At 58.0% G+C, this 26,182-nt stretch carries 17 protein-coding genes and 2 pseudogenes; 12 read left to right on the top strand and 7 right to left on the bottom strand.

The window, feature by feature from the left end; genetic code table 11:
- Positions 1–69: 69 nt before the first annotated feature.
- The gene (locus tag P6U27_RS31775) at positions 70–672 is read right to left on the bottom strand and encodes a class II glutamine amidotransferase (protein ID WP_407194516.1); all 603 of its coding nucleotides are present in this window, start codon (positions 670–672) and stop codon (positions 70–72) included.
- Positions 673–2,060: 1,388 nt separating this feature from the next.
- Positions 2,061–3,773 (bottom strand): nodulation protein NodU, encoded by a 1,713-nt coding sequence (gene nodU, locus P6U27_RS31770; RefSeq protein ID WP_407193259.1) that lies wholly within the window; start codon positions 3,771–3,773, stop codon positions 2,061–2,063.
- 1,492 nt (positions 3,774–5,265) lie between these two features.
- Here nodU and P6U27_RS31765 point away from each other — a divergent pair.
- The 11 genes and pseudogenes from P6U27_RS31765 to P6U27_RS31715 all read left to right on the top strand — a co-directional run bounded on the left by P6U27_RS31765 (position 5,266) and on the right by P6U27_RS31715 (position 19,853).
- Positions 5,266–6,429: a Tm-1-like ATP-binding domain-containing protein gene (locus tag P6U27_RS31765; protein ID WP_407193258.1), complete on the top strand. Its 1,164-nt coding sequence runs from the start codon at positions 5,266–5,268 to the stop codon at positions 6,427–6,429.
- The gene (locus P6U27_RS31760) at positions 6,422–7,246 is read left to right on the top strand and encodes a phosphoenolpyruvate hydrolase family protein (RefSeq protein ID WP_407193257.1); all 825 of its coding nucleotides are present in this window, start codon (positions 6,422–6,424) and stop codon (positions 7,244–7,246) included. The genes P6U27_RS31765 and P6U27_RS31760 overlap by 8 nt, the downstream gene beginning before the upstream one ends.
- Before the next feature lie 28 nt (positions 7,247–7,274).
- Entirely contained in the window at positions 7,275–9,044 is a 1,770-nt protein-coding gene (locus P6U27_RS31755; protein WP_407193256.1) for an FAD-dependent oxidoreductase, read from the top strand.
- Between the two features lie 210 nt (positions 9,045–9,254).
- Positions 9,255–10,885 (top strand): annotated as a pseudogene (locus P6U27_RS31750) (NADP-dependent glyceraldehyde-3-phosphate dehydrogenase).
- Positions 10,886–10,900: 15 nt separating this feature from the next.
- Positions 10,901–12,309, top strand: a pseudogene (gene pyk / locus P6U27_RS31745) (pyruvate kinase).
- A gap of 166 nt (positions 12,310–12,475) precedes the next feature.
- Positions 12,476–12,877, top strand: a complete 402-nt coding sequence (locus P6U27_RS31740) for an SgcJ/EcaC family oxidoreductase (RefSeq protein ID WP_407193255.1) — start codon at positions 12,476–12,478, stop codon at positions 12,875–12,877.
- 500 nt (positions 12,878–13,377) lie between these two features.
- Positions 13,378–14,892, top strand: coding sequence for an amidase (locus P6U27_RS31735; RefSeq protein WP_407193254.1), 1,515 nt, complete (start codon positions 13,378–13,380; stop codon positions 14,890–14,892).
- Positions 14,893–15,173: 281 nt separating this feature from the next.
- Entirely contained in the window at positions 15,174–16,271 is a 1,098-nt protein-coding gene (locus P6U27_RS31730) for a sugar ABC transporter substrate-binding protein (protein ID WP_407193253.1), read from the top strand.
- A 69-nt stretch (positions 16,272–16,340) separates the two neighbouring features.
- Positions 16,341–17,303: an ABC transporter permease gene (locus tag P6U27_RS31725; RefSeq protein WP_407193252.1), complete on the top strand. Its 963-nt coding sequence runs from the start codon at positions 16,341–16,343 to the stop codon at positions 17,301–17,303.
- Positions 17,300–18,841, top strand: coding sequence for a sugar ABC transporter ATP-binding protein (locus P6U27_RS31720; protein ID WP_407193251.1), 1,542 nt, complete (start codon positions 17,300–17,302; stop codon positions 18,839–18,841). Before P6U27_RS31725 ends, P6U27_RS31720 begins: the two co-directional genes overlap by 4 nt.
- A gap of 40 nt (positions 18,842–18,881) precedes the next feature.
- Complete coding sequence (locus P6U27_RS31715) at positions 18,882–19,853, top strand: ABC transporter permease (protein ID WP_407193250.1); 972 nt, start codon at positions 18,882–18,884, stop codon at positions 19,851–19,853.
- Positions 19,854–20,097: 244 nt separating this feature from the next.
- Here the strand turns inward: P6U27_RS31715 and P6U27_RS31710 are convergent, their stop codons facing one another.
- From P6U27_RS31710 to tnpA, 4 genes are read right to left on the bottom strand one after another with little or no spacing between them, the layout of a single operon-like run.
- Positions 20,098–20,340 carry a hypothetical protein gene (locus tag P6U27_RS31710; protein ID WP_209296668.1) on the bottom strand — a complete coding sequence of 81 codons (243 nt, stop codon included), beginning with the start codon at positions 20,338–20,340 and terminating at the stop codon, positions 20,098–20,100.
- A 2-nt stretch (positions 20,341–20,342) separates the two neighbouring features.
- Complete coding sequence (gene tnpC, locus P6U27_RS31705) at positions 20,343–21,992, bottom strand: IS66 family transposase (RefSeq protein WP_407121193.1); 1,650 nt, start codon at positions 21,990–21,992, stop codon at positions 20,343–20,345.
- A gap of 45 nt (positions 21,993–22,037) precedes the next feature.
- On the bottom strand, positions 22,038–22,385 hold the full coding sequence (gene tnpB, locus P6U27_RS31700) for an IS66 family insertion sequence element accessory protein TnpB (RefSeq protein ID WP_209296670.1): 348 nt from the start codon (positions 22,383–22,385) through the stop codon (positions 22,038–22,040).
- Positions 22,382–22,789 (bottom strand): IS66-like element accessory protein TnpA, encoded by a 408-nt coding sequence (gene tnpA, locus P6U27_RS31695; RefSeq protein ID WP_407193249.1) that lies wholly within the window; start codon positions 22,787–22,789, stop codon positions 22,382–22,384. Before tnpA ends, tnpB begins: the two co-directional genes overlap by 4 nt.
- Positions 22,790–23,546: 757 nt before the next feature.
- Here tnpA and P6U27_RS31690 point away from each other — a divergent pair.
- Positions 23,547–23,852 (top strand): helix-turn-helix domain-containing protein, encoded by a 306-nt coding sequence (locus P6U27_RS31690; protein ID WP_407193248.1) that lies wholly within the window; start codon positions 23,547–23,549, stop codon positions 23,850–23,852.
- A gap of 785 nt (positions 23,853–24,637) precedes the next feature.
- Here the strand turns inward: P6U27_RS31690 and P6U27_RS31685 are convergent.
- A complete protein-coding gene (locus P6U27_RS31685; RefSeq protein ID WP_407193247.1) occupies positions 24,638–25,957 on the bottom strand; it encodes a hypothetical protein in 1,320 nt (439 codons plus the stop codon).
- Positions 25,958–26,182 lie beyond the last annotated feature (225 nt).

Raw genomic sequence — 26,182 nt, 5'->3', positions numbered from 1 at the left:
ATGCGAGTGGCCTTGGATTGATGTGTTTGGACTTCCCAAATAAAGCGTTTCGTAAGCGCAGAGCTTCGCTCAGCCCGTCTTGCCATCTACATGCTGTATGCGCCCGGCCAAGAGTTGACGGCTCTCACCTTCGAAGCCGGCGAAGGCACAATTCTCAGAAGCAAAGAGCAAAAATCCATTGTCGGTACGTATAGTCTCCAATGGCCGCAATCCACTTCGATTGCGGTATGCAACGAGATTTCCGTCCCGATCGATCAAAAGCGCGCTTATGGCCCCGTCAATACGATCATCAAGTTCACGAAAGATTGCCTCGTAGTCTGCCGGTAAGCCGTGGCGCCAATAGTCTCGTTCACAAGATCGTTCAATCCACTTTAGCAGGAGATCGGAGTCTGTGTGGACGTCTATCAGCCGTTCGTGAGCAAGTAATTCGTCCCTTAGTTCATGAGCATTGACTATGGCGCCATCCAGCGAAATCGCAAAATGCCGGCTGGCTCTCGTCCTGACAGGGCTCGGCCTAACATCGCAGTCCCCTCCGATTGCCTGGGACCCGCTGCGGATCTGAGCGATTGCCACTCGAGGCCGAAAGCTCGAATCCCGTTCAACGCAGTCAATACGCACCGAGTTATCATCTAATGGAAGCGCTCTTCGATATTGGATGCCCCGGGTGGGCATGCAAGCAGCGACAACAACGTCGGCCTGGCCTCGAAGTGAAAGTGTTGGAATCATTCGCTCTAATTGATCAAAAACACTCGGCAATGTTTCACCTGAAGAGCAGACAAACGCACCGGCAACACCAGACATATAGTGACCTTACGTACTAAGTAGCCGATCTGCCTGAGCGCCTCATAAGGCTCACGCAGCTACGGCGGCTTGGCTCAATCTGTAAGCAAGTGCCGTACCAGTGCTTCGGATGTTGCTGGCGCCTCTGGGGCGAGCCGACTTATATGAAGTATCGATCTATTCTAGCATCGATGATTTGGTGTTCAGGTTCTGACGCTTTGTCCACGATTGTGCGAGTTGGTGCGAAAACCGCCACGTAAGAGACTGCGGCATCAGGGTCACGCGCAGACGGCCTGGCTCGACTGTGGGCCCGGTCGCCTCGGCGTCCTGTAGCACCTCCATCACTACTGCGGGCCAATCAGCCAATCGTGCTCACCGTCGCTTGAACGTCTTGGGGTTGTTGGCTGCATCGGTAGGAAAATCGGAACGAGGCAATCGGAGTTAGCAGACGAACGTTCGCTTCGTCATTGCAGTACCGCGGGCGCTTCAATGTGCATTGGGTCGACCTCGTCAACGAGCCCCGATGCGGCGCAGCCCACGCCATTGCTCCGCGCGTTTACCGGCCCCAGTGTCCATGACATGGTGTCTGATGATACGGGACGTCGCCGTCTCGGAGTGCGCGTTGTCGGTGCTCGTTGAATCAACTCCCAATGCGGGTCATTGACCGGTGAAGTTGCGTCCGGCATCTCTCAGGCAGACGCAAGACCATGCAGCTTCATTGAGCTCAGCAGAATGCAAACTGCAACAATTCAGCTGACGTATCGTCCAAGCGCTCAATAGCCTTACGCTAGGATAGGCTCTGGTCCACTCTCGTTAGACGGAGGAGAGCGACAGGGACACCGCTTCAGTTTATCAATCGCGCCCTGCGAGGCGGGTAGCGCCAAGAAGCCAAAGAATCGCTTCAATTGCCAAACGTTGAGTCGCCATCGCTTCTGAAGATCTCTCTTCCTGATAGGGTCCGGAAAGCACAAGAGTGGTTGGGGGTCTCACTGGTTCGTGCCGCACGTCAGAGCACCGCCCCGATCACCCCTATCGCGGTCACACTGCGGGACGTCATCGTCCAGGCAAGAAGCTTAACCAGCCTCTCCGATACAAGGGCCTTTGTCGGAAAGTGTTCGACGATCATATGCCAAAGATCCTCGGTCGCGCCAAGCAGGAGCACACTTCTGCTCGAATGGCCAACATTACGCCGTTGTAGACCTCAGGCATCGGCAAGCGAACTGTTAGCCTGACAACAGGTTCGGTCAGCGCGAACACGTGGATGGTGCCAGTCGCGTAGCCTAAGTGATCTTCCTCCACATTGTCCCATCGCACCATACGTGATCAACGCGCCCCCACTCGCAAGCCGCTGCGACGCTTGGGAAGAATCCGCGCCCGTGGTGGTTGGCACTCGTATTACAAAGCAGCGGAATGCCAGTGAGCGTTTCATACTCGACCAGAAGCTCAGCGACCTTGTGCTGAGAATGTCTGCAGATCGTCTGCAGCCGCGCAGACCCGTCGAGATGTACAACGGCCGGAACTCTTTCTCGCCACTCTGCTCTCGTCTGGTGATCGAACAGCATATAGGGGTCCGGCGTTCCGGGGTTAAAAATATCGGGCGCACGATCCTCCAGGCAGATCGGCGCCACCGGTCTGAAATGTTCGCGAAGTTTGATGTCGTTGAGGTGATCTTTTGTTTTTGCTGAGGTGGGAGCTGCGAGAATGCTTCGGCTACCCAATGCTCGTGGTCCGAGCTCAGCGCGGCCCGAAAGAAAAACAACGGGCCTATTGCTGGCTAGAATGGCCGCAAGTTGATGCAGGCTGCAGGGCGCGGACGTCCATCCGGGTGGTATGTTGCAATGTTCCAGCGCTGGGCCACTATATACCGACCAATCCAACGGCGCGAAGCCTTTGTCCGCGCTCATCGCACAGCAAGCGGCACCGATTGCCGAACCGCTATCATTCGGGAACGGAGGTACCCAGACCGAATCGAACAGGCCAGTCGCTCGTAGCGCGCTGTTCCACTTGATGTTGAGGCCGCAGCCGCCAGCGATGCACAGATTGCGCGCTGCAAGACTCGAGTGGCGCTGTAATGCAGTTGACATCTGCTGGATGAGCAGACGTTCGAGGAAGCAATGAAAGGATGCGAGCACATCCTCGGGAGAGGACGCTTTCAGGCGAGGCGCACTCGCATCAAAGAACTCGTGCGTTATTGCGAGTGCCGACTCCATACTCGGGATGTCCGTACGGAAGTTGCCCGGGTTCGTGTTAGCTGCAAAGCTCTTGTTGTAGAGGTCTCGAAAGACCCTAACAATGTCTTCATTCACGGACCCGAGAGCGATATAGGCCATCAGTTTGCCAGCAACTCCTAGGTTGAGTTTGCCGGCACCTCCTGGGTCTACCCTGCCGGGATCACCCAAGTCCCAATTGGATCGCTTCACCTGTTTGTATGGCCCAAAGTGAAGGGCGGCTGCGGCATAGATGTGCCCAATCATAGGGAAGAGAAAATCGACGAATCGGGCGCCACCGCGATCTACATAATACAGACGAGGAAAGGTGCCGCCATCCCACAAAAGGCAGAAGGCGGGCTGCCCAGCTTTGGCAAAAGGGCTAGTGCAATATGCGGCGGCCACGTGGCCCGTCACGTGTGGAAAGCTGACGTAAGGATAGTCCCTTCCGTCCAATCTAAGACCAAGGCCTTCACGTGAGACAAGCACGCTCGCTGGTTCCTGTTCAACATAGGGGCCACCTTTAAGGACGACAGGTGCTGTCCCGCTGAAGAGATTGAATTGCGATTCCTGCTTGCCTACCCAGCCATCGAGGACAAACTGATCAACGTTGCCCGGATTTAGGCCGTGTTCTGCTAAAGCAACGACGATTGCATCAAGATTGTCGATCGTTTGATATCGAGGATTGTTGCTGCGCTTCTCCTGCTCGATACAGAAGATAAGCCGCCCGTCCTCGATAAGAGCGACCGCTCCATCATGCGTCAACTTGATACCGCAGATGCGCATAGCGCCTCCATAATATTGGAACGATCGGAGTGCGGGTTAGTCGCGATCTGCCGAGTCGCCAAAGCTCCGCTCGCGGCGACTTTGATCAATGTTTGCGTCCGCATGTTCACCGCGTTTTCCAGCATCGGCGACGCTAATCCCAGCGCAAGAAACCGATTGCCAGATCCCGCCAGATCCCACGAGATGTGCAGAGAGCAAGATTGAGGCCAAACCAAACTGAATCATTTGACTGCGATTTCGTGATCGACTCGAGCAATCATGGACAATTTGTTGGAGTCCCGACATCGGCCTGTGTGTTTGAGCATGCGCCGGGTTCGTGAGAGTCAGCGTCTAGTCCGTTGCCGTGAGAGTGCCTCTGGAATCAAGTGAACCGGCTCAACTAGAAACGGAGGGCTGAAAGTGCGCAAATGCTTCGCGAACGCGGTCCAACTTTGGCGTTAAAGAGGGCGACGCTTAAGGCGGCCCGCGCCGCGTGTCCATCAGCACTTCGCGTCGACGGTCCTGAAAGTGACCTCGATCTCCTCAAACCCATTACCGCGCCGCTGGCGCGTGCGGTCCATACTTTGAGACTGCAGCCGAGCTGCCGTGTACTCTCTGGGGCGCATCCATCCGAGGTATCCGGCGTCGTGATCACCCGGCCCTGTGGATCAAACCCCGCGAGAAACTTCTTTTCGCGGCGCGCTTCATAAGTACATCAAGCAAGCAAAGTAATCGTTAGAATGTCCATCTAGGGTGGGGCAATTGGTCGGTCGCATTGTGCACCAGCCGGGCGACTGGTCCTCTTGGCGGGCAAGGCGCGTCGATGTGCTCGCTGACACTTGCTAGCTAATGCCGCCCACGGTCTAGTTCCGCAGCGTCTAACATTGTGGTTGTGACCGTACAGCAGGAGCGGTATCAATTTCCGAATGCAGCCGCGCAACCGAGAGTAGACAGCCGCCTGTATTTCCCCCGCTTCTGTGCCTGCTCATATCCGTGGGACTACGAACGGTGGTTGAAACGGTGCGCGGCGGCTCTGCTTCTGCCGCGCGATCTGTTGATCTTCCTGGTGTCGCTCGCCCACCGGCGCCTTCTACTGACAATCATTAGGTGGCTGCGCATTGTCTTTTCCTGTCTCGATGAGGACGAGCATTGATGTCAGAACAACCAAACAAATTGGCTTGCTCGTGACCGCCTCCCTCGCAATTCGCGAGGACGATAACGCAAAGTACCTGATGTGCATCGGGAAAGCCTGAAGGGCCGGACAAAGGCGCCGCGCCGTGGTCTCGGGAAGCGCGTAAACTGCCGGTGAATATTCAACTGATGCATCTACCCAAATTTACCCAACTTCGACCCTCTCCGTCCTTATGCTCTGTTCTGAGCCAGCCTAGACCACTCGTGATTAGAATGGTCCGGGAGAAAAATCGTGTCTCACCATTGCGCGGACGACCAAAGGGCGGTCCGGGATGGTAGTCTATCCAAGCTTCCAGCTTCTGCATTGCCGGCGGTGGCGATCGTGGCCACGCTGGACACCAAGGGTCCCGAGGCTTCTTTCCTTTCGGACATAATCCAGACATGTGGGCGAAAGACCGTGCTGATCGATATCGGCACGTCGTCGGGGGGCAAGACAGTTGATTCTGCGAGGCGCTCGGTTTCGCCTGCTGAGCTCCTGACACAGATCGCCGCGTCCGCGCGCGCAAAGGTGGCTGAGCTTCTAGGCGACGGCACAATCGACGCCATTGTGGCCGTTGCAGGAGGGAAGGGGAGCGCCGTCTTCGGCGAGATCGTCTCCGACTTGCCGTACGGCTTTCCAAAGCTGCTGGTGACGAGTGCGCGGCCGGCGCTCCTGGCTGAACTCGCGACCCACCACGACATCATACTGTACCCAACGCTGGTCGATCTCTTCGGTATCAACGCATTCACGGCAAGAGTGCTGGAGAATGCAGGGCGGGCCATCTCCGCCCTGCACTATCGCCCCACCAATCGCAAACGCGAGAGGAAAATCGTTGCGATCACGGCCTTCGGCGTGACGACGCCTGCGGCAGATCAGTGCGTGTCCCTGCTTGCCGATGCAGGTCTGCACGCGATCGTGTTTCCGGCCAACGGAGCCGGCGGCCGGAAGATGGAGCAGCTGATCGCCGCCGGCGAATTTGATGCCGTGATCGATCTGACTACTACGGAGTTGGCGGATGAACTGGTGGGAGGCACGGCCAGTGCCGGCCCTGATCGGCTCAAGGCGGCCTCGCAGCAGCAGATCCCGCAAGTCATCGCCCCCGGCGCGGTTGACATGGTCAACTTTGGTCCGCCCTCCAGCGTACCCGATCGATTCCGATACCGGCGATTCTACTCCCATACGCCGTACACAACTCTGATGCGTACGACGCCTGCCGAGAACACCAATATCGGCGCGCTTACGGCGGAACGGCTGTCGCAGGCCAAGGGGCCTGCCATTGTGCTTTGGCCGACCAAGGGCGTGTCGGACTACGACCGGGAGGGCGGCGTATTTCGCGATGCAGAAGCCGACCGGGCCTGGCTCCAGGCACTCAAAACCAGGGTCCGGCCAGAGGTCACGGTCCGCGAACTCAACTGTCACATCAACGACCGCGAATTTGCCGAGACCGCCGTGACGTGGATCGTCGAGCAGTTGGGGCTGGGAGGTCTATCTCGTGCGAATGTTTGATCGAGCGGAAATTGTTTCGAGGATCGCAACCCAAGTCGCAGCCCGAAAAGCGATCCTCGCGGCGGCTAGCAGTTGTGGGTTGGTCGCCAAATGTGCCGCGCTCGGAGGGGCCGATATGCTGGTGGTCTACAGCACAGGTCTGTCGCGCCTCATGGGCCTTCCAACCAGTCGCATCGGTGATTCCAATGCGCGTACGCTGGAGCTCGCTGCGGAAATTCGGAATGTCGTATCTTCTGTGCCGGTGATTGGGGGCGTTGAGGCCTGGGATCCTCTCCGGCTCGACCTTGATGCTCTTCTGGACAAGTTCTCCGCTGCCGGCTTCTCCGGCGTGATCAATTACCCGACCATCTCCACCATGGGAGAAAAATGGCGTGACCGCCGCGGTCGTGTCGGGCTCGGCTTCGAGCGCGAGGTTGAGATGATTGCGACTGCTCGCAAGAAGAACATCTTCTCGCTCGCCTATGTCGCGAGCCCGGAAGACGCCAAGGTCATGGCGAGTAGAGGAGCGGACTGCATTGTCCCCCATGTCGGAGCGACCCGCGGCGGCCTCGCGGGTCACGAGGATGGGCAGCCGATCGAGGAGGCGATCAGTCGGATCAACGAGATCAACGCGGCAGCCAAGGCGGTCCGGTCAGACATCATTCTCCTGTGCCACGGCGGGGCAATCGCCGAGCCACAGGACACGTATGAAGTTTACCGCTCGACCGAATGTGTCGGCTTCGTTGGCGCCTCCTCAATCGAGCGTATCCCAATCGAACGTGCAGTAAAGGCGGCGGCAGAGGAATTTAAGGCCGTTCCTCTGCCTCGAGCAAACTGACGTTCATCGCAAATAGCACGAGGCTGGAATGAACAAGCCAATCTGCCAATCAGGCAAGCAGACCATGGTGACGATCTCCCGAGCGAGCAAATCGCCGGAGGACTGTGAAACCGATCTGCTCGTGCTCGGCAGCGGTGCAGCCGGTCTGTCAGCTGCTCTCTACGCAGCGAAAGCTGGACTACGGGTGACCGTCTGCGAAAAGTCGCCGCGACTTGGCGGAACGACAGCTCTCTCAAACGGCATGATCTGGGTTCCCTGCTCGGCTCAGGCCCGGTCCGCAAGAATCGAAGATTCGCTTGTGAAGGCTCGAACCTATCTTCAGCATGAGCTGGGCAATTACTACCGCCCAGACTTTATTGAAGCCTATCTGGAAGACGGTCCAACGGCGCTTGCTTCGCTCGAGAACGGGACTGATGTCAAGTTCACGCTGGCCTCAGCGCCCGATTATCACTCCAGCCAAATCGGGGGCGTAGACAAGGGCCGGGCGCTGAGCCCCGCGCCCTACGATGCGCGCCTTCTTGGCAAAGACTTCAATCTCATCGGAGATCCCATTCGGGTTGTACTCGGAGGGATGATGATCTCGTCGGGCGAGGTCCGAAGCTTCCTGAATCCGTTTCAATCGTTCTCTTCCCTCAAGCACGTCTTGCGCCGCGTGAGCCGCTACGCGCGGGATCGCTTGAGCTACAGGCGCGGTACGGAATTCAGCGGAGGCAACGCGTTGGTCGCACGCTTGCTGGTGAGCTTGCGGAAGCTCGATGTCGAAATATGGCCCGCTTCTCCTCTTCTTGAACTCATCAAGGAGGAGGGGCGAGTCACAGGCGCAATCGTGAAACACGCAGGTTCTGAGGTTCGCGTACGTGCTTCCCATGGCGTCATCCTTGCAACCGGCGGCTTCGCCCGGAACGCACAGCTGAGAGCCGAGCTGAGCGGACCACATCAGCATGACAACACACTGGTTCATCCCGATGTCATTGGCGAGGGCATTGAGCTTGCAAAGAGGGTCGGAGCTGCAGTGGACAAGGATGTCGCATCCGCGGGGTTCTGGACACCGGTATCCATTCTCAAGATGGGCAACATCTCACAAGTGGTCCCGTATGGCTGGCTCGATCGTGGGCGTCCGGGCGTGATCGCAGTCGCGCCGAATGGGCGGCGGTTCGTAAATGAGTCCAACTCCTACCATGACATTTGCCTGGCGATGTTCGCTAACGGGTACCCCGCAGACAAGCGGTTCTATTTTGTTTGTGATTCCGATTTCGTCCGCCGCAGAGGTCTGGGACATCTGTTGCCGTGGCCATGGACGATAAGCATCCGGAGATATGTGCGGCTTGGATATGTCAAAGTGGGCCGAACAATCGCAGAGCTCGCCCGTGAAATCGGGCTCGATCCCGTGGGGCTCGCGAGAACGATCGAGGAGCACAACACCCATGCCGCCATTGGAATCGATCCACTCTTCAAACGTGGTGAGTCGGCCTTCAACCGCACGCTTGGGGATCCATCGGTCGCAGCAAAGAACCCAAATCTCGGGCCGATCCGAAAGAGCCCTTTCATTGCGCTGCCGATCGTCCCGGCGACACTGGGCACGGCGTCGGGTCTCGCAACGGACAGCTACGGCAAAGTTCTCGATGCCCAGAACAAGCCGATCCCAGGTCTTTACGCCTGCGGCAACGACATGACGTCGCCAATGCGCGGAATCTACCCGGGAGCAGGGATCACAATAGGGCCCGCGATCGTCTTCAGCTACCGCGCCGTCGCGGATATCCTAGCTGCCTCAAACATAAAGAAACGCGTGGCGTCCTAAATCGAAGAATGCAATTGCCGTCCTGAGATCGCTCGAAGGGATTGATCCTCGCTGTTTCGTTCGAGCGGGATGGCGAGGTGGCAAGGAACGCCATGATGGGAGCCTGACTGGATTGATGCCGGGGGGGCAAAAAAGAGAGATTCGCCGCGCACACGTGAATTGCGCGATCTTGTGTTTTCCGCGCCTCCTAGTCTTTGTTGTGAACCAGTGATGATAATGATCTGCGACAAACTCCGCCTCCTCTTTCCGACTGCCGACGACGCAGCTTTGCACGAGGCCGCCATTGCTCCCGTTGAACAGCGGAGCGCCCTCGTCGACGGCGAAATGCGACAATGGACAGGGCCAATCAACCACGTTCTCTCTCCTGTGATGGTGCGCGGAAGCAACGGCGAGCTGACACACGTGCGGATCGGCAGCTATCCGCGCGGCGACGTCGCCGCAGCGATGGCCGCACTCGATTCTGCCGTCGCTGCATACGATAGGGGACGCGGCGCGTGGCCCAGCATGCGTGTGTCGGAGCGGATTCTGGCGGTGCAAGGATTCCTTGCCGGAATGTGTGCACGCCGGGCCGAAGTCACACGCCTTATCATGTGGGAGATCGGCAAAACGCTCGCGGAGTCGGAAAAGGAATTTGATCGCACTGTGGACTACGTCCGGCAAACAATCGGCGCCTTGCGCAATCTGGACAATGCGAACTCGAGATTTGAAATCGTTGAAGGAGTGATTGGCCTGATACGCCGAACACCAATTGGTGTTGTCCTCTGCATGGGACCATACAACTATCCCTTGAATGAAACAGTCGCGACGCTCATTCCGGCCTTGATCATGGGCAATTGCGTCGTCTTCAAGCCGCCCCGACATGGCGTCCTATTGTTCGAACCGCTGCTTGAGGCCTTCCGGACCGCATTCCCGCCCGGAGTACTCAACTTCGCCTACGGCGAAGCCGCCGAAATCATCCCGAGACTTCTTGAGACCGGCAAAATCAACGTCCTTACGTTAATCGGCTCGAGCCGAGTGGCCGATCACCTCAAGAAACTCCACCCAAAAACCAACCGCCTACGCGCCATTCTGGGGCTGGACGCAAAGAACGCGGCCATCATTATGCCGGACGCTGATATCGCACTCGCAGCAAAGGAATGTCTGCTAGGCGCGCTCTCGTTCAATGGACAGCGTTGTACAGGACTGAAGATGCTGCTTGTGCATCGCGATGTCGCTGATCCGTTCATCTCGGCGCTATTGGCCGAACTCGGCCAATTGAAATCGGGATGCCCTGGGAAGCAGGCGTGGCTCTGACGCCGTTGCCAAGTGTCGAGAAAGTAACCCAGATGAACGCCCTTTTAGATGACGCCATTGCGAAGGGCGCCCGTATCCTCAACGCAGGCGGGGGGGCCACCGTAGGCACTCTTTTCTATCCTGCCGTCGTCTATCCCGTAGGGCCGTCCATGCGGCTCTTTCGTGAGGAGCAGTTCGGCCCGCTCATCCCCGTGATGGAATTCGAAAATGTCGATCTCGCGCTTGATTACGTCGCGACCTCCGAACATGGCCAGCAGGTGAGCTTGTTCGCCTGCGATCCCGACGTGATCGGTCGCATGTCGGATGCTCTGGTCAATCAGGTTTGCCGCGTTAATCTGAACTGTCAATGTCAGCGTGGGCCGGACGTGTTTCCCTTCACCGGCAGGAAGGACGCAGCCGAAGGCACCCTGTCAGTGACGGATGCGCTACGTTCATTCTCCATTCGGTCCATGGTGGCCGCGAAGTATACGAGCCCATCGCGAGCGATTCTGAATACCGTCCTCGAGGGACGCCATTCCAACTTTATTCACACTGAGTTCATCCTCTAACCAGCGGGATCCAAGATGCGTCGTTCTCGCTTTGCCAAAATTGTAGCGACCGTGGGGCCGGCGACCGCCGCGCCCGAGATGATCCGCTCTCTCTATTTTTCGGGTGCGGACACGTTCCGCCTCAACTTCAGCCACGGATCATATGACGACCATGCGAGGGTTTTTGCATCCATCCGGCGACTTGAACGCGAGGTCGGTACGCCGATCGGAGTGCTGCAGGATTTACAAGGACCGAAGCTTCGCATCGGCTCATTAGGTGGTGGTAAGCTGATGTTAAATGCGGGCGAAACGGTCTGCTTTTCGCTGGACGGACAAGGGGACGCAAAACAATCCATTCCCCTGCCTCACCCTGAAATTTTCGCGGCCGTCCATCCCGGCCAAGACGTCCTGATCGATGACGGCCGAGTGCGTTTGAGAATTGTTGGCCTTGGCGACAAGGAGATCGTCGCCAGAGTTGTCATCGGCGGCTTGATCCGCGACCACAAGGGAGTAAATCTCCCAGGTGTATTCCTTGACATATCCCCGTTGACGCATAAGGATCGCGCCGACCTCGCCTTCGGGCTTGAACTTGGTGTCGACTGGGTCGCTATGTCCTTCAACGACCGTCGGACCTCCTCGAAGCACGTTCCTTGATCGGTGAAGCTGCAGGTCTGATAGCCAAGATTGAAACGCCCAGCGCGCTCGAATGTATAGACGATATCATTAACCTGTCGGACGGCATTATGGTCGCGCGCGGCGACCTTGGTGTCGAGATCCCGCTCGAGGAGGTGCCTCCGCGACAGAAGGAGCTCGTTCGCGCCTGTCGGCTTGCCGGCAAGCCCGTGATCGTCGCAACGCAGATGCTGGAGTCGATGACAGCTATGCCGACGCCGACACGCGCAGAAGCGTCTGATGTCGCGACAGCCATCTATGATGGTGCCGACGCCGTCATGCTGTCTGCTGAATCGGCGAGCGGAGCCTATCCCGTCGAGGCGGTTGTCATGATGGATAGAATCATCAAAAGCGCCGAGCGGCATCACCTGTATCGGTCTCTCATCGACGCCGCGCAGATCAGTGAGGAAATAACGCCTCCTCACGCGGTTGCGGCCACTGGCGCGGATTTGGCAGCCAGCATTGATGCGAAAGCGATCATCGGGTTCACCGCAAGCGGAACCACCGCCGCGCGTATCGCGCGTAGAAGGCCGCTAGTCCCGATCCTCGCTCTTACGCCAGACAACAGAGTCGCAGGGCGCATGAGCTTGCTCTGGGGCGTACACAGCATTGTTGCAGCCGATCCCTCGAACTCCGACGACATCACGGAGATGGCGGCGGCGACGGCGCGCAAGGAGGGCTACGCGGAGCACGGCGATATTGCGATCGTGATCTCCGGGGTGCCATTTGGGCAGAAAGGCACGACCAATAATCTGCGCGTTGCAGCTTGCTGAGGTCTCGCAGTGCGAATCCGCTGGCAGGCCGGGTTGTCTGCTGCCTCCCCAGACTAAGCCGCTGTTGGAGAAGTCCAGCAGCGGCGATCTTTTGAGGCGGCGATCTCAACGGCAGGTTGGGGTGTTTCGAACGTGGCTCATTTCATGTTCTACAAAAGTCTGTAAAATGGCTTCCACTTGGGTGGTGGCGGATTTGGATGTAAACGATGTGATGCACGAGGTCCGTGCGTTCCTGCTGTTGTGGGCGCAGGCCTTCAACACTCACGACGTCGAAAAGCTGGCGGGCTTATACACAATTGACGCGTTGCTCTACGGTACATCGAGGGCGAAGCTCTATTCGGGCGCCGAAGAGATTCGCACCTATTTCCGTGGCACGCATTCGGTGAGATTTGAGACCTGGCGTGCTGCGAGATTGGGGGACAACCTCGTTCTGGCGGTAGGCAACTACGTCTTTTCCAAATCTTCCACGGAACAAGTTGAGACAACACCGGCGCGCTTTACCTTCGTTCTCAGCCACAACAACATCTCGTGGCAGATCTTGCATCATCATTCGTCCCGCAGACCATGATTTATCGCGCTGACGACTTTGCCCGTGTCGAAGATGCATGGGACAAGATATCACTAATTCTCATCTCTGATGGACCGGGCCTGAAACCTTCCAGCACCAATTGTAGCTCTGCATCGAAGGTCACAACAATCCGAGACTCTTCCGTGCGGGTCGGCCTATCTGCCGCGGCGATCCTGGTTCGGATCGCTGCAATTTCGACAGCTTCTGGCATGTAGCCCGAAAGCCGTCTCGTGCCACCCGTTTTTGGGGTGTTAGCATGCAAATGATCTGCCCACTTAATAAGTCCGCCGAGTAAGAGCGGCGACCGGCGCGCGTATTATTTCCGCATAAATTTGCGTCCTTTTTCGGCGATTTTTGTAGGACGGATTACTCAAAATTACCCAGTTTTGGGCGCTGTCGCGGTGACTCGGCAGCGCCAGGCATATTTTCTTGACATGTTAGTGACGCGCCACCGCAGAGCGGCCTCACGCATACGTAATAGCCCTCTAGGAGGAAACCCCGTGTCAATCGTCCCGCCCACACCAGCACAGTTGCGAGATGTCGCAGGGCAATGCGGTCTTTCACTTTCCGATGAAGACCTTGCCTCCTTTCGCGGCCTTATCAACGGGGCCCTTGAAGCATACAACTACATCGATGCCGTTCCCGACGAACTGCCCGCGGTCAAGTATCCTCGTTCGCCGGGCTATCAGCCGAAGGCCGAGGAGAACCCGTTTAACGCTTGGTATCGAAAGACGAGCGTCCTTGGGGCGCCGAGCGGCAAGCTAAAGGGAAAGACTGTTGCGCTCAAAGACAACGTCATGCTGGCCGGGGTGCCCATGATGAACGGCTCGGCGACGCTCGAAGGATTCGTCCCAGATATCGATGCGACCATTGTCACTCGCATGCTCGACGCAGGCGCCGAAATTGCAGGCAAGGTGCATTGCGAATGCTTTTGCACATCCGGCGGCAGCCATACCGGTGCGCTCGGACCCGTGCACAATCCTCACAAGATGGGCTATTCGGCGGGCGGCTCGTCTTCAGGCTCGGGCGTTGTCGTTGCCCTTGGCGAAGTCGATATGGCGATCGGCGGCGACCAGGGTGGGTCAATACGCATGCCTTCGTCCTTTTGCGGCATCTACGGCATGAAGCCGACCTGGGGCCTTGTTCCCTACACCGGCATCATGCCGAACGAAATGACCCTGGACCATACCGGTCCCATGACTGCAACAGTCTTCGACAACGCTTTGTTGCTCGAAGTGATCGCCGGAGACGACGGTTACGATCCGCGCATCAAGGCGCCGAAGGTCGAAGACTACACCAAAGCGCTAGGCCAAAGTATCACTGGATTGAAGATCGGCGTTCTCAAGGAGGGTTTTGAGCAGCCCGGAGCGGAAGCAGCGGTCAACAGATGCGTCCGTGAAGCGGCCAAGCGCTTTAAGGATCTCGGCGCTTCGGTAGAGACGGTCTCAGTGCCGTTGCACCTTCAGGGAGCCGCAATCTGGACGCCGATCGGTACCGAAGGCGCGACCCAGACCATGATGTTCGGCGACGGCTATGGTACAAGCCGATCAGATCTCTTTTCGCTTTCGCTCATGGACTTTCATCGCGGCTGGCGCCGCAAAGCCAATTCCCTCTCCGAGCAGGCGAAGCTGTTCCTGTTGCTCGGCACGTACATCAACAACAATTATGGGCCACGGTTTTATGGGAAGGCGGTCAATGTCTCTCGGCGCCTGAGGGCGGCATACGACAACACACTTAAGAACTACGATCTCCTTTTGATGCCCACGACACCCATGAAGGCGACCCAGCTTCCTCCGCAGGATGTCAGCCGAGAGGACTACATCGCACGCGCGACTGAGATGTTCACCAATACCGCTCCGTTCAACTTCACGCACCATCCCGCGATGTCGATGCCTTGCGGAATGGTGGATGGCCTGCCAGTTGGTGTGATGCTCGTGGGTCGTCACTTCGAGGAGGCGACCATCTATCGGGCGGCGCACGCCTTTGAGCAGAGCGGCGACTGGAAGAAGATGTAGGAGCGGCGGGGCGAGTGACGCCGAAGCCGTCCCACCATTGCAAACACCACATTCGATGTGAGGTTCGATGACGCACGCGCGCGTGAGCGCGATAATGGTTAATCTGGCCGTGCCGTTCGCTGCATCCGCCGACACGACATCTCGCAAACTGATTTTGGAAATCTTGAGTCGGTCCTTGTTGAAGTAGCAGAGGAGGGAAACTAATGCGCAACGTGTCTACTTACTTTTTCGCAACCGCCGTCCTTTTGGCCTCTTATACGGCCCCTAGGGCAGAGGATGTCTTGTCTGAAGTCTCAACACTGGAAAATGAGTACTTTAACAATTGGTCGCAGGGAGCCGAGCAGGCGGCAAAAGCGCTCGGTCTGAACTACCGTATCCTTTCAGGAAAGGGGGATGCCGCCAAGCAAATCGAAATCTACGAGGCGCAGATCGCAGCAGGTGTCAAAATTACGTTCGGCGAGAATCTTGTCGCGGCAAACATCAAGCCGATCGTCGAGATGGCCAAAAAGGCTGGGGCAGTGCACGTTGCAGTCTGGGAATCTCTGCCGGGCTTCCATCCTTTGGATGCCGGGCCCGACAACTATGCGTTCGCGACCTTCTTCACGCCGGACGATGTCGACAACAGCTATAGAATCGCAAAATTGCTCTTTGATAAGATCGGCGGAAAAGGCAACGTCGTTCATATTACGGGCTTCCCGGGGGTCGACGCCGACATCGCCAGAACGGCTGGCTTCGAAAAAGCTCTAGCGGAATATCCAAACATCAAGGTCGTCGCCCGCCAGCCCGGCAAATGGAATCAAGTCGACTCTCGCAAGGTCATGGAAGACATGCTGGTGGCGCATTCCAAAATTGACGCGGTCTTCGCTCAAAATGACTCGATTGCCCTGGGAGCCATGCAGGCTGCCGAGGACGCCGGCATGCACATCCCGATCACAGGGCTTGACGGCAACCGCGAAACACTCAAGCTGGTGAAGGAGGGGCGAATTCTGGCTACGATGGGCTTTACGCCACAATGGCAAGCCGGTTTTGCGCTTGTAAGGGCCTACGATGCATCAAAAGGGTTCAAGCCGAGCCCGTGTGAACGCATGATGTACACTGGAGCAACGCTGATCACGGCAGCGAACGTCGATAAATACCAGGAATTTCTTGCAGGCGAAAAGCTGCCCTTTGACTGGAAGAAGATGTCGCGCGCACTCCATCCCAATGATTGGGATCCTCAAAATTATGTCTGGCCTATCGACGTAAAGAAGTACTGGGCAAGCCGTATTCCGGCGGGCTACAACCTTCCGAAGGCCTATCAGGAGGCTTTCGACGCTGGGTGTGTGGCGCAACTGACTGCCGAGTATAAGGATCACTACAAGCAGCATATCCCCGAATAGAATGTGCCAGGATGCCTCCCTCTCCGAGGGAGGCATCTCCTCACGGAAGATGCTCAATCGGGTCTCATAATGTTGCAAGCATGGCAGGAAAGGCGTGGAGATAGCGAGCTACCGCGGCGCATCATAACAATTTCGGTGTTTGCTGTCGCATGCGCCGCTATCGGCCTTGCCGCCCCATCATTCTTGACCTTGAGCAATTTGAGGGCGATTGAACTATCCAGTTCAGTCCTCCTGGTCGCATCAGTTGGCGCGACCTTTGTGATCTTGATGGGCTCGATTGATCTTTCGGTGGGAGCTGTTGCGAGTTTCTGCGGCATGCTGGTCGCGCGGATGGCCCCTGACTTCGGTGTTTGGTCGATTCCGATCGGCTGTTTGGTCGGTCTGTCCTGTGGTATGATCAACGGACTTGGCTACGTTTATCTCAGAATCCCCTCTATCCTGGTAACGCTCGCAACGGCAACGACGCTCTCCGGTGCGGTCCTCTTCATCTCCGATGGTCGCTCGCTGACGGTGTCTGATGCCGCCGTGATTGAGATCTCACAAGGTGCATGGCTCCATGTCATGCCCAATGGAGTGCTGATCTCCCTGGTCGTCTATCTGGCTGCGGTTCTGGTTGGGGCGCGCACTCGCTTTGGTCGCATGACGTTAGCGCTCGGCAGTGATGAGCAAACGGCCGCCCTCGTCGGCGTGAAGGTCAATACGATCAAGATACAGGCTTTCGCATTGTCCGGGGGTCTGGCAGGGCTAGCCGGGGCGCTGTTGGCTGCGCGGCTTGGGTCCGCCACAGCGACAATGGGCGGCTTTATGACTCTGGACACTGTCACGGCGGTGGTCGTTGGCGGTACTGCCATCACCGGAGGATTCGGCAACGTGCGCCTGACGATCCTTGGGGTGCTTTTCACGACGACCCTGTCGAATGGCCTGAACACCCTCGTGGTTGCGCCGCATCTGCAGGCGATAATCCAGGGTATCGTCATCCTGCTTGCTGTTCTCCTCAACACCAAACGTGTGAGCGCGGAGGACGTCAGATGACGGCCGCGCGGGAACCGATCTTCCGCATGCGAGGTGGCTCCAAAAGCTTCAGCGGCAATTCAGTCGTTGAGGGCGTGAATCTGGAGATATTCGCTAACGAGATTGTCGGCATCGCCGGTGAAAATGGAGCAGGAAAATCAACAACCCTTAAAATGATCGCCGGCATCCATCCTCCGAATGCTGGAGAGATGGAGCTATTCGGTAAACCCTTCAAACCACTCCGGTACACCCAGGCTGTCGAGGCCGGAATTTCGATGGTGTTCCAGGAGCAGGCGCTTATCCCTAGCCTTGCTGTTTACGAAAATGTCTTTCTGTCTCTCGAATCAAACTTTACCAACCGGCTGGCCATCGTTGATCGGAGTGCGATGATTGCCTGCACCGAAAGGCATATGAAGGATCTTGGGCTTGCGCACATCGACCCACGTCGGCGGACAAGTGACTATGCCTTTCACGACAGACAGATGATCGAGATTGCCAAAGCGTTTGCATTGGCTGAGTACTTCCACATCGATCACCCGATCATCCTGCTTGACGAGCCGACCGCCGCCATAGGCGAGCGCGAAGTGACGCTTCTCTTTGACTCGATCCGTCGATTCCGCGCACGTGCATCCTTCGTACTCATCACTCACAGGCTTTCCGAATACATAGAGCTGTGTGATCGCATTTATGTCTTCAAAGATGGTCGAAACGTGGGTGAGTTTGCCGGTGAATGGATTTCCGAGCAGAGTCTGCACATGGCCATGGTAGGACGCGTCCGGGACGAAGAGTACTTCAAGGAAAGACGCCAGCTGGACGTCGCTGAAGCGCCTATTGTGCTTTCGGCTAAGGGACTGGGCGGCGACAACGTCAAGAACGTCAGCTTCGACGTTCGAAAAGGCGAGATCGTCGGGCTTGGCGGACTGGTTGGATGCGGCAAAGAGGCTGTGGGAAGGGCAGTTGTTGGATTTGAGCCGTTTCCAGCAGCTGGCACCGTCGAGGTGAACGGAAAGGTCCTGCCTGTCCGGGCTCGTGGTAAAGTCGCGATCGCAAATGGCGTAGGCTTCGTGCCTAAGGAGCGAAAGACCGAAGGCATTGTACCTTACATGTCGGTTGAAGCGAACATTTCCCTGGCCTCGCTCCCGCTCGTCTCCCGGCTGACTGGAATCATATCAGCGGCGCGAGAACGCTCTTTAGCCGAGAAGCACGTCAATGCCTTACGGATCCGATGCAGTGGGCCGACGCAACTCTGCCAATTCCTCTCCGGGGGAAACCAGCAGAAGGTCGTGCTGGCAAAATGGCTGGCACGAGGGGTACAAGTCCTGGTGCTCGACAATCCCACCCGCGGTGTTGATGTCGGTGCAAAAGAGGAGATTTACGGCGTTCTGAGGGATCTGACAGATCATGGAGCAGCCATCCTTCTGATATCGGACGATCTGCTCGAGCTCATCGGTCTAGCGAACCGGATTCTGGTGATGCGCGATGGCGAGATCCAGTTCGAGCGGAACGCGCCTGCCAATGATAAACCGACGGAGCAGGAACTTGTCAGGCACATGGTCTGAGACAAAGGCGCGCAGATCAAGATTGCGGCTAGAGGCCAGCGTGGACATCACGAGGCAGTTTGTTCGGCGTCACCGCGCAATCATCAATTCAGGTGGCCCCACGCTTCTAGTGCTGACGATGGTGGTTGTTTTCACTGCCATCAATCCCCGCTTTCTGAGCTGGATAAACGTTTTCAATCTGATGAGACAGTCGTCCATCCTGCTCATCGTGGCCACCGGCATCACCTTTGTCATTCTGATGGGGGCCATCGACCTTTCGGTCGGTGCGATCGTGACGTTTGTGGCAATCTCCTCCGCAGTTCTGATCCGGGATTTTGGTTTCAGCGCCGCTGCCATTGTATTTGCTGCTTCCGCAATGGGGGCGCTTTGTGGCGTTCTCAATGCACTTTTGGTGCTGCGCCTGCGGATTCCCTCCTTTGTCGCCACGCTCAGCACCATGACCATCATTGGCGGAATTTCCACTTGGATCAGTGGCGGGGTAAACGTGTTTTTTCGCAGTCCGGATCTCACATGGGTCGCATCCGGTGCAATGATCGGACGCATTCCAAACTCGGGAATTTTGGCGCTCCTGATTTTTGCTTTCGCCTCTTTTATCGGTGCGAGAAGCCATTTCGGGCGATCTCTGTTTGCAATCGGTGGGGGAGGAGTGACGGCTCGGCTTTCGGGCATAGATGTTCTTCGCACAAAGGCGATCGCCTTCATTGCATCCGGAACTCTCTGCGGAATTGCAGGCTTGCTGCTTGTCGCGCGAACCTCGACCGGGACCGCCCGAATGGGAGATGATCTCTTGCTTCAGGCGATCGCGGCGGTTGTCATGGGGGGAACCGCTCTTTCAGGCGGTTCAGGAGGCGTACATCGAACGCTGATTGGGGTGTTGGTGATTGCCGTCCTGCAAAATGGACTGAACATCGCAGGGGTACATACTTACATCCAGATCATGGTCACGGGACTTATCGTCATTCTGGCCGTGACAGTCACGCTCGATCGGTCACGACTTGCCTTCATCAAGTAGACGGGATCTTTTCCGCCACATTCAGAAGTGATCTGAGCGGCTCCCCTGGACAGATTCCCTTTCGAGCTACATCCTCTTCGGCTCAGGACGTAAACCGCCGCTATACAGGTGCTACTGGCGAAGCGGTTCATCTCCGGACATTGCTCGTTGTCGCAGCAATCCAACAGGGCCCGCGGCTCGCGCATCATTTCAGTATCATTGTTACTGCAAACGTATCCATCCGGGCTAGACCGCGGACAGGAGCTCACCGATCCCAGCGCTTGAGGAGCTCGGGGTCGTCCTTGTGCATCCTGATGAGCTCGGTCAGGTTCTCGATGCCGAAGTCGGTGAACGCCATGACCTGGTCGTCACCTATGCCGTAAACCCAGATGACGCCATCCTCAGTGTCCATTCCGTTGGCCACGTCCCAGAGCCAGTCCTCGTCTTCGCCGAGGTCTTTTGCGACGCGAGCGATGGTGAAGACGGCGTGAACCTTGTTGACGTGCATGGCTACGCCGCCGGGGCGGAGGACCTCGGCGCAGGAGGCGTCCAGTTCCAGGGCAGCAACTCGCGCAGGCGGTTCTGCGGCATGTCGGCGATGCGCGCGAAGACGTCGGCAAGCCAGGCTTTCGGGTCGATGTCGTTGAGACGCGCCGTCATGAGAAGCGTGGCCATCACGGCAGCCCGCTCGGCGCCGCGATCAGAACCGGCGAACAGCCATGCCTTTCTTCCCAGAGCAAAACCGCGCAACGCTCGCTCCGCTGCATTGTTCGTCATGCAGATCCGTCCGTCGTGGACAAGGCGGGCAAAGCCCTCCCAGCGGTTGAGCAGATAGTTGATCGGCTTAATCACGTTGGACGAGCGTGAGAGCCGGGCAGATTCCGCTCGGAGCCAAGCCTCAAGGTCGGTCAGCAGTGGCGCGCTTCTCTCCCGGCGGATCTGCAGCCGCTCCTCAGCGCTCAGCCCATAGATGTCGCGCTCGATCTCGAACAATTGGTCAATCCGACGAACCGCTTCCAGCGCAATGGGCGAGATCGCGGTCGCCGATCTTCCGCGGCGAGCGTTCTGGGCGATGTCGGCAAGTTCGAAGAACGCCCTCCGTCCATGTGCCCAACAGAAGGCGGGCGTGGCCGGCAACGCCTTGCGTCCGGGATCGAAGAGAGCGTTGAACCCGCTATAGGCATCGGCCTGCAGGATGCCAGCGAAGTTCTGAAGATGCCGCGCGGGATGCTCGCCGCGCCGATCACGTGAGGCGTAGAACAGCGCCGCCGGTGGATCTCGCCCGCCGAATGGCCGATCGTCGCGAACATAGGTCCAAATCCGGCCGGTATCTGCTTTCCCTTTCGCCAGGATCGGTATCTTGGTGTCGTCACCGTGGAGCCTGTCGGCGGAGAGCACATAGGCTTCGATCAGTTCAAAGAGCGGCCTGACCGCAAAGGCTCCTGCGCCCACCTGGTCCGCCAGCGTCGAGACCGACAGGTCGATCCCCTCGCATTTGAAGCGCTGGCTCTGTCGGTTCAACGGCTGATGCTGACCAAATTTGTCGTACAGGATCGTCGCCAGAAGCTGCGGTCCGATATAGCCCCGGGCTGTGGCATGGAACGGCGCCGGCGGCTGCGTGATCGCCTCGCAATCCCGACAACTGAACTTCTCCCGGACTGTGTCGATCACCTTGAACCGGCGTGGGATCTCCTCCAGTGTCGAGGTCACGCTTTCGCCGAGCTTCGACAGCCGCGTCGACCCGCAGCAGGGGCATTGCGTCGGAGCCGGCAGGATGACGCGTTCTCGCTCGATGTCGTCGGGGAAGGGCTGACGCACCGGCCGCTTGCGCTCAAACGAACGCACCGTCTGCGTCTTCTCGGCCGCCTTCTCGGCGGCCAGCTCATCCTCGGTCGCCCCCGCCTCGAGTTCCTCAAGCTCTAGCTCCAGCTGATCGAGCAGCCGCGCCGACCGCTCGGAGCGTGCGCCATATATCGTGCGTCGTAGCTTCTCGATCTCGAGCTTGAGGTGGGCAATCAGCGCTTCGGTGCTCGATTGCTTCGCCTGGGCATTGGCCGCTTCAGCAAGCCTGGCTTCCGCCGCAAGCCTGGCAGCGCGCTCGGCCAGGATCATTGCATGCGCGGCGACAAGATCGGGCGGCAGGTCGGCGCTGGAGTCCATAGCCAGATGGAATCACATTCGCGGCCAAACTCAAATAACAAAGTCTCAGCCCACACTGGTCGGACGCCAGGACTCCTGGGGATTGCGCCAGTCGATGCCGGACAACAGATAGCTCATCTGCGCCTGCGAGATCGACACTACGCCGTCCGCCAGCGACGGCCAGACAAAACGACCTCTCTCGAGTTTTTTCGTAAACAGGCATGCTCCCTGGCCGTCATGCCAGATCACTTTCAATAGATCGCCTCTGCGTCCGCGGAAGCAGAACAAATGACCACTCAGCGGATCGCGGCGCAGCACCTCTTGCACCTGCAGTGACAATGAGGCGAAGCCTTTACGCATGTCGGTGTGGCCCGTCGCCAGCCACACCCGAACTCCCGTAGGAACCGGAATCATCGCGGATCCAAAACCTCGATGATCCGGCGAAGCGCCTCAACGTCAACGCCCGCATCAACAATGACCCGCCGCCTGCCGGTTAGCTCGATCTCGATCCGACGCTCCGTCGAATGTACGGTCGCGCTCTCCGATGACGCCGCCACCGACGCCGCGGGCACCCCCTCGGCCACAACTGCCCTGACAAAGCCAGCCTCGGATTTGGTCCCCGTCGCCGCGAAGGCTCTTCGCCAGGTCACCAATAGAGAACGCGACAAGCCGTACCGCCGGGCTGTCGCCGCAACCAGGCGCGGCTCGGATAGGCTCTCCAAAACAATCCGCGCCTTCTCTTCCTCAGACCAACGCCGCCGCCGCCGCGTATCAACCACTTCCAGTCGATTCAACGTACTGATCGTATGGCTGTCCATACGTACAGTTCTCAACCATCAGGCCAGCCCGCCGCAAGGCGTCTCTCCTCGGAGGCTTACCTGCAAACGGCAGATCGTTCCGATGCTGGCCGCCCTGGTTGCCGGCTCCGTTACAGCTGTCACCTCTGTCGTCCTTCTTGCCGAGGTGGCTGGCCATCCGCGCGAAATGTCGTCGTGTCGCTTCTCGAGGTCGCTCTGTCTATTTACCCAAGGTTACCCAGATACTGGCCTCGTGCCCCAGTGACCCAGGCGAGATCATTTGCAACGATGACGATTAGAAGTAAGGCGTGCCCGCAAGCTCCAAACCCTTGATGACGTTCCAATCCGCAGAGTCGAGCCGTTCTTCAAATGCGAGCGGAAAGAAGTCGGCGCTATCAACCGGGGCGATCATCAGGGTTTCGTTTCGGTGCTGAGCTCCGCTGGCAGACCGGTTCGTCTGCTTTCTCCCAAGACTTGATCCGCTGTCGGAAAATCCGGCAGCGGCTTTTTTTGCGGCATGGGCGGCTGCGTCATTGATCCATGCTCACCCCACGAGGGATTTCGCCGAAATAGCGCGGTCGTCAAAGCAGGGGATTCCTGGGCCACGTTTTCTCCGGCCGAGGCCTGTGTAGTGACCTCCAGGCTGAAGCAAGCGCCGCATGGAATCAACTGACAAGGGAAGAGAACATCATGAAGGAAGATCGAATCGGATTTTCACAGCCTTCGACCGAAGCTGATCGCATAGGACCTGGCGAACGCCTTAAGCAGGCGCGAGTACATGGGTCTTAAGCAGGAGGACGTGGCCAAGTCGCTCGGCATTCCGCGGAGTGCTCTTTCCAATGTCGAGGCTGGTACGCGCAAAGTCGGTGCTATCGAACTCTCGCGACTGGCTAAATTGTATCTGCGTCCACTGACCTGGTTCACGGGAGAAGATACCGGAATTGGATTGGTCCTTCCCAAGGAGGTTGCGCACGTCGCAAGAGCTGCGGCGACGCTCTCCCGGCGGGATCGCCAAGAGCTGGCGCGTTTTGCCGAGTTCCTGAAATCCCGCGCTCGCGGAAAGGGCGGATCCGATGGCCGATAATCGCGCAGCCATATTGTCTGGTGCAAAAGCCGCGCACACTCTCCATTGTGATCTCGGGATTCGCGAACAGATCTAGTGTGGCGGTGGCGGCCGGGTGGATGTATTCGGAGCTATCGCCAGCTTGGCGCGACCCTGATGTTCCAGCCATTGGACAGACGACTTGGCGCATATTTGCTGAGATCGCCGCTTAGTGAACAAAACGATCAGCCGCTAAGTACTCTAGTATGTGTAAGCCTTCACGCGCGTCTGGCTCTTGGACATTCCCCAACTTCAGGCGACTCAAGTCATAGTCGGAGTGCGTCACGACGATAAGGACCTAATTGAGATCCGTATCGGAAAGTTGGGATCAATCCCAACCAGATGACCCAGGCAATTGAGCCATCTTTCGAGCGCACGAGACCCAGTCGCGGAGCACGTCGCTGTTTCCTTGGGTCGGCGCGCTTACCGTTTTTTAACGCTAACTAGAAACACACAAGAGTGGATCGGCTTGTGTCGGCCGATAAGCCATCGAAGCGGCCCGAACGAGTCTCGGGCAGCTCCAGGGCCGAACTATGCGCAATTTCTATTGAACGTCTCCGTTGGGGTGATCTTGCCCTAGCTCGGGAGCGGCTCGTTCGGCTTTTTGGTGCCAGCACGCTACAGCGTACAGGTTCATCAGGCCCGATAGCGCCATCAGGAACGCGCAGAACGTCCTAAGCTTCCAAGAGTCGCTGAAGCAAGCTATCGTCCATCAACAAGTCCGCTACCTGGGGACTGGCTCCTTCCGTAGCGACTGTCCCTGGCGTCTACATTTCTGGATGATGGATGAGCCGAACGTCATTGGGTCCTCCCGGCCCCAAGAGGGCGGTGTAACGCTCGCCGCGAATGTCGTATTGCTTTGTCGGCTGCGCTGCGTCCGGCAAGAGGCCCCAGCGGCCGAGCTTCGAAATCATCGTGATTGGAGCGGGTTGGGTGCCGTGCGAAAAGCCCTCAGGAACGGCGAATGATGCTGCGTAAACCTCGCGGACCGCAGGCGACGTCGTCTCAGCCCTGGTCGACGTCGGAGCGGCTTGCTCCACCGTCGTGGCAAGCGGTGCTGGCGAGGGCCGATTCGTCGGCTGCGTGCTGGTCTGAGGAACGTTTTCCGGTCGAGATCCAAAATGAATGGGTGCGGCCGACAGATTGAGTGGAGAGCCGCCCCTCATCGCCGCCGCAGGCACGAACAGCGCCGTGAAGCGGTCGTTATGGACTATGAAAGGAGCGGGTGGGGTGTGTTGGCTCGGCAGGACGCTGCCACCCTCGAGCGGAGCTGACGTGCGTTGGTCGCCGTGCGGCGAGTTGACGGAACGAACGGTGGCTCCTAAATCCACCGCTTGGTCATGACGCTCGGTTCGGCCGAGAGAGGACGATGGGCCGCCGTCATCCATCATCGCCCACAGCAGATCCTGATCGTAGTCTTCCGTAGGAAGGACCAACTGACCGCTTGGCTGAAACGGTGTGCCGCACTTGTCCGTCAGCTCGCGCGCGACCGAATTGCCGGGCTCCCTGAGCTGGCGCTCAATGGCATCCCCTTCCGTCTCGTTCAGTGCTCTCTGCCTCTTCGCAGGCCTCAACTGCCCGGTGTAATCCTCACTGATGAGGACGTCGTGACCCGAAAGGGGAGCGATGCCGGTTAACTCGTTCGCAGCAGGCTGGTAGCCGTCGCTCCAGTTGAAATAACGAGCCGCTTCTCCAAGATCAGGTGCCTGGTAACCGAGCACGGTTGGCTTAACCGTCGATGTAACGATGGCTTCGCCGACCGGCCCTCGCAGCGGATGCTGATCGTGACTTTCCGCAGACGGCTCCTCCGGCCAAGTCAAAGCTTCCCGCGTCGCGCTATGCTGCGCAGCAGCGTCGCCAACGTACCCAAGTCCCAGCGCCTCGGCGAGTATACGGCCTTCTTCAGACAGATGAGGATAGTAGCGAACTGGAGAAACAGGCTCCTCCGCGGCGGCAGAGGTATCAAGCTGGGGCACTCCATCCAAGTACGGCTCAAACTCCGCTTGCTGCTGTTGCTGTTGTGGCGCCGCGGCGTTGGAGGCAGCGAAGGCTCGATCTAATGGGTTAATGCTGTTAAATGGGTCCATGTCCATTCCCCGGGGTTTGGAGTCGGTTCGGAATGCCGAGCCGATATTGTGCTCTCTCTCGCTCTATTATGATCAGCTGTCGACAAGCTGACGCGCTTAGACATTTACCGGAGTTTCATATCAGTCATCGCCGCTCTTAACCGCGACCGGTGAATGAGCCGAGGCAGGCGGCCCTGGCTTTCCGTGTTCGGAACTCAATGGCGTCGGCACCCGAGGCGCGGCGAC

Source organism: Bradyrhizobium sp. STM 3566 (assembly GCF_045571445.1).
Taxonomy (GTDB): domain Bacteria; phylum Pseudomonadota; class Alphaproteobacteria; order Rhizobiales; family Xanthobacteraceae; genus Bradyrhizobium; species Bradyrhizobium vignae.
The sequence above is the reverse complement of the archived record's forward strand: the minus strand, read 5'-3'. Positions and strand labels throughout refer to the sequence as shown.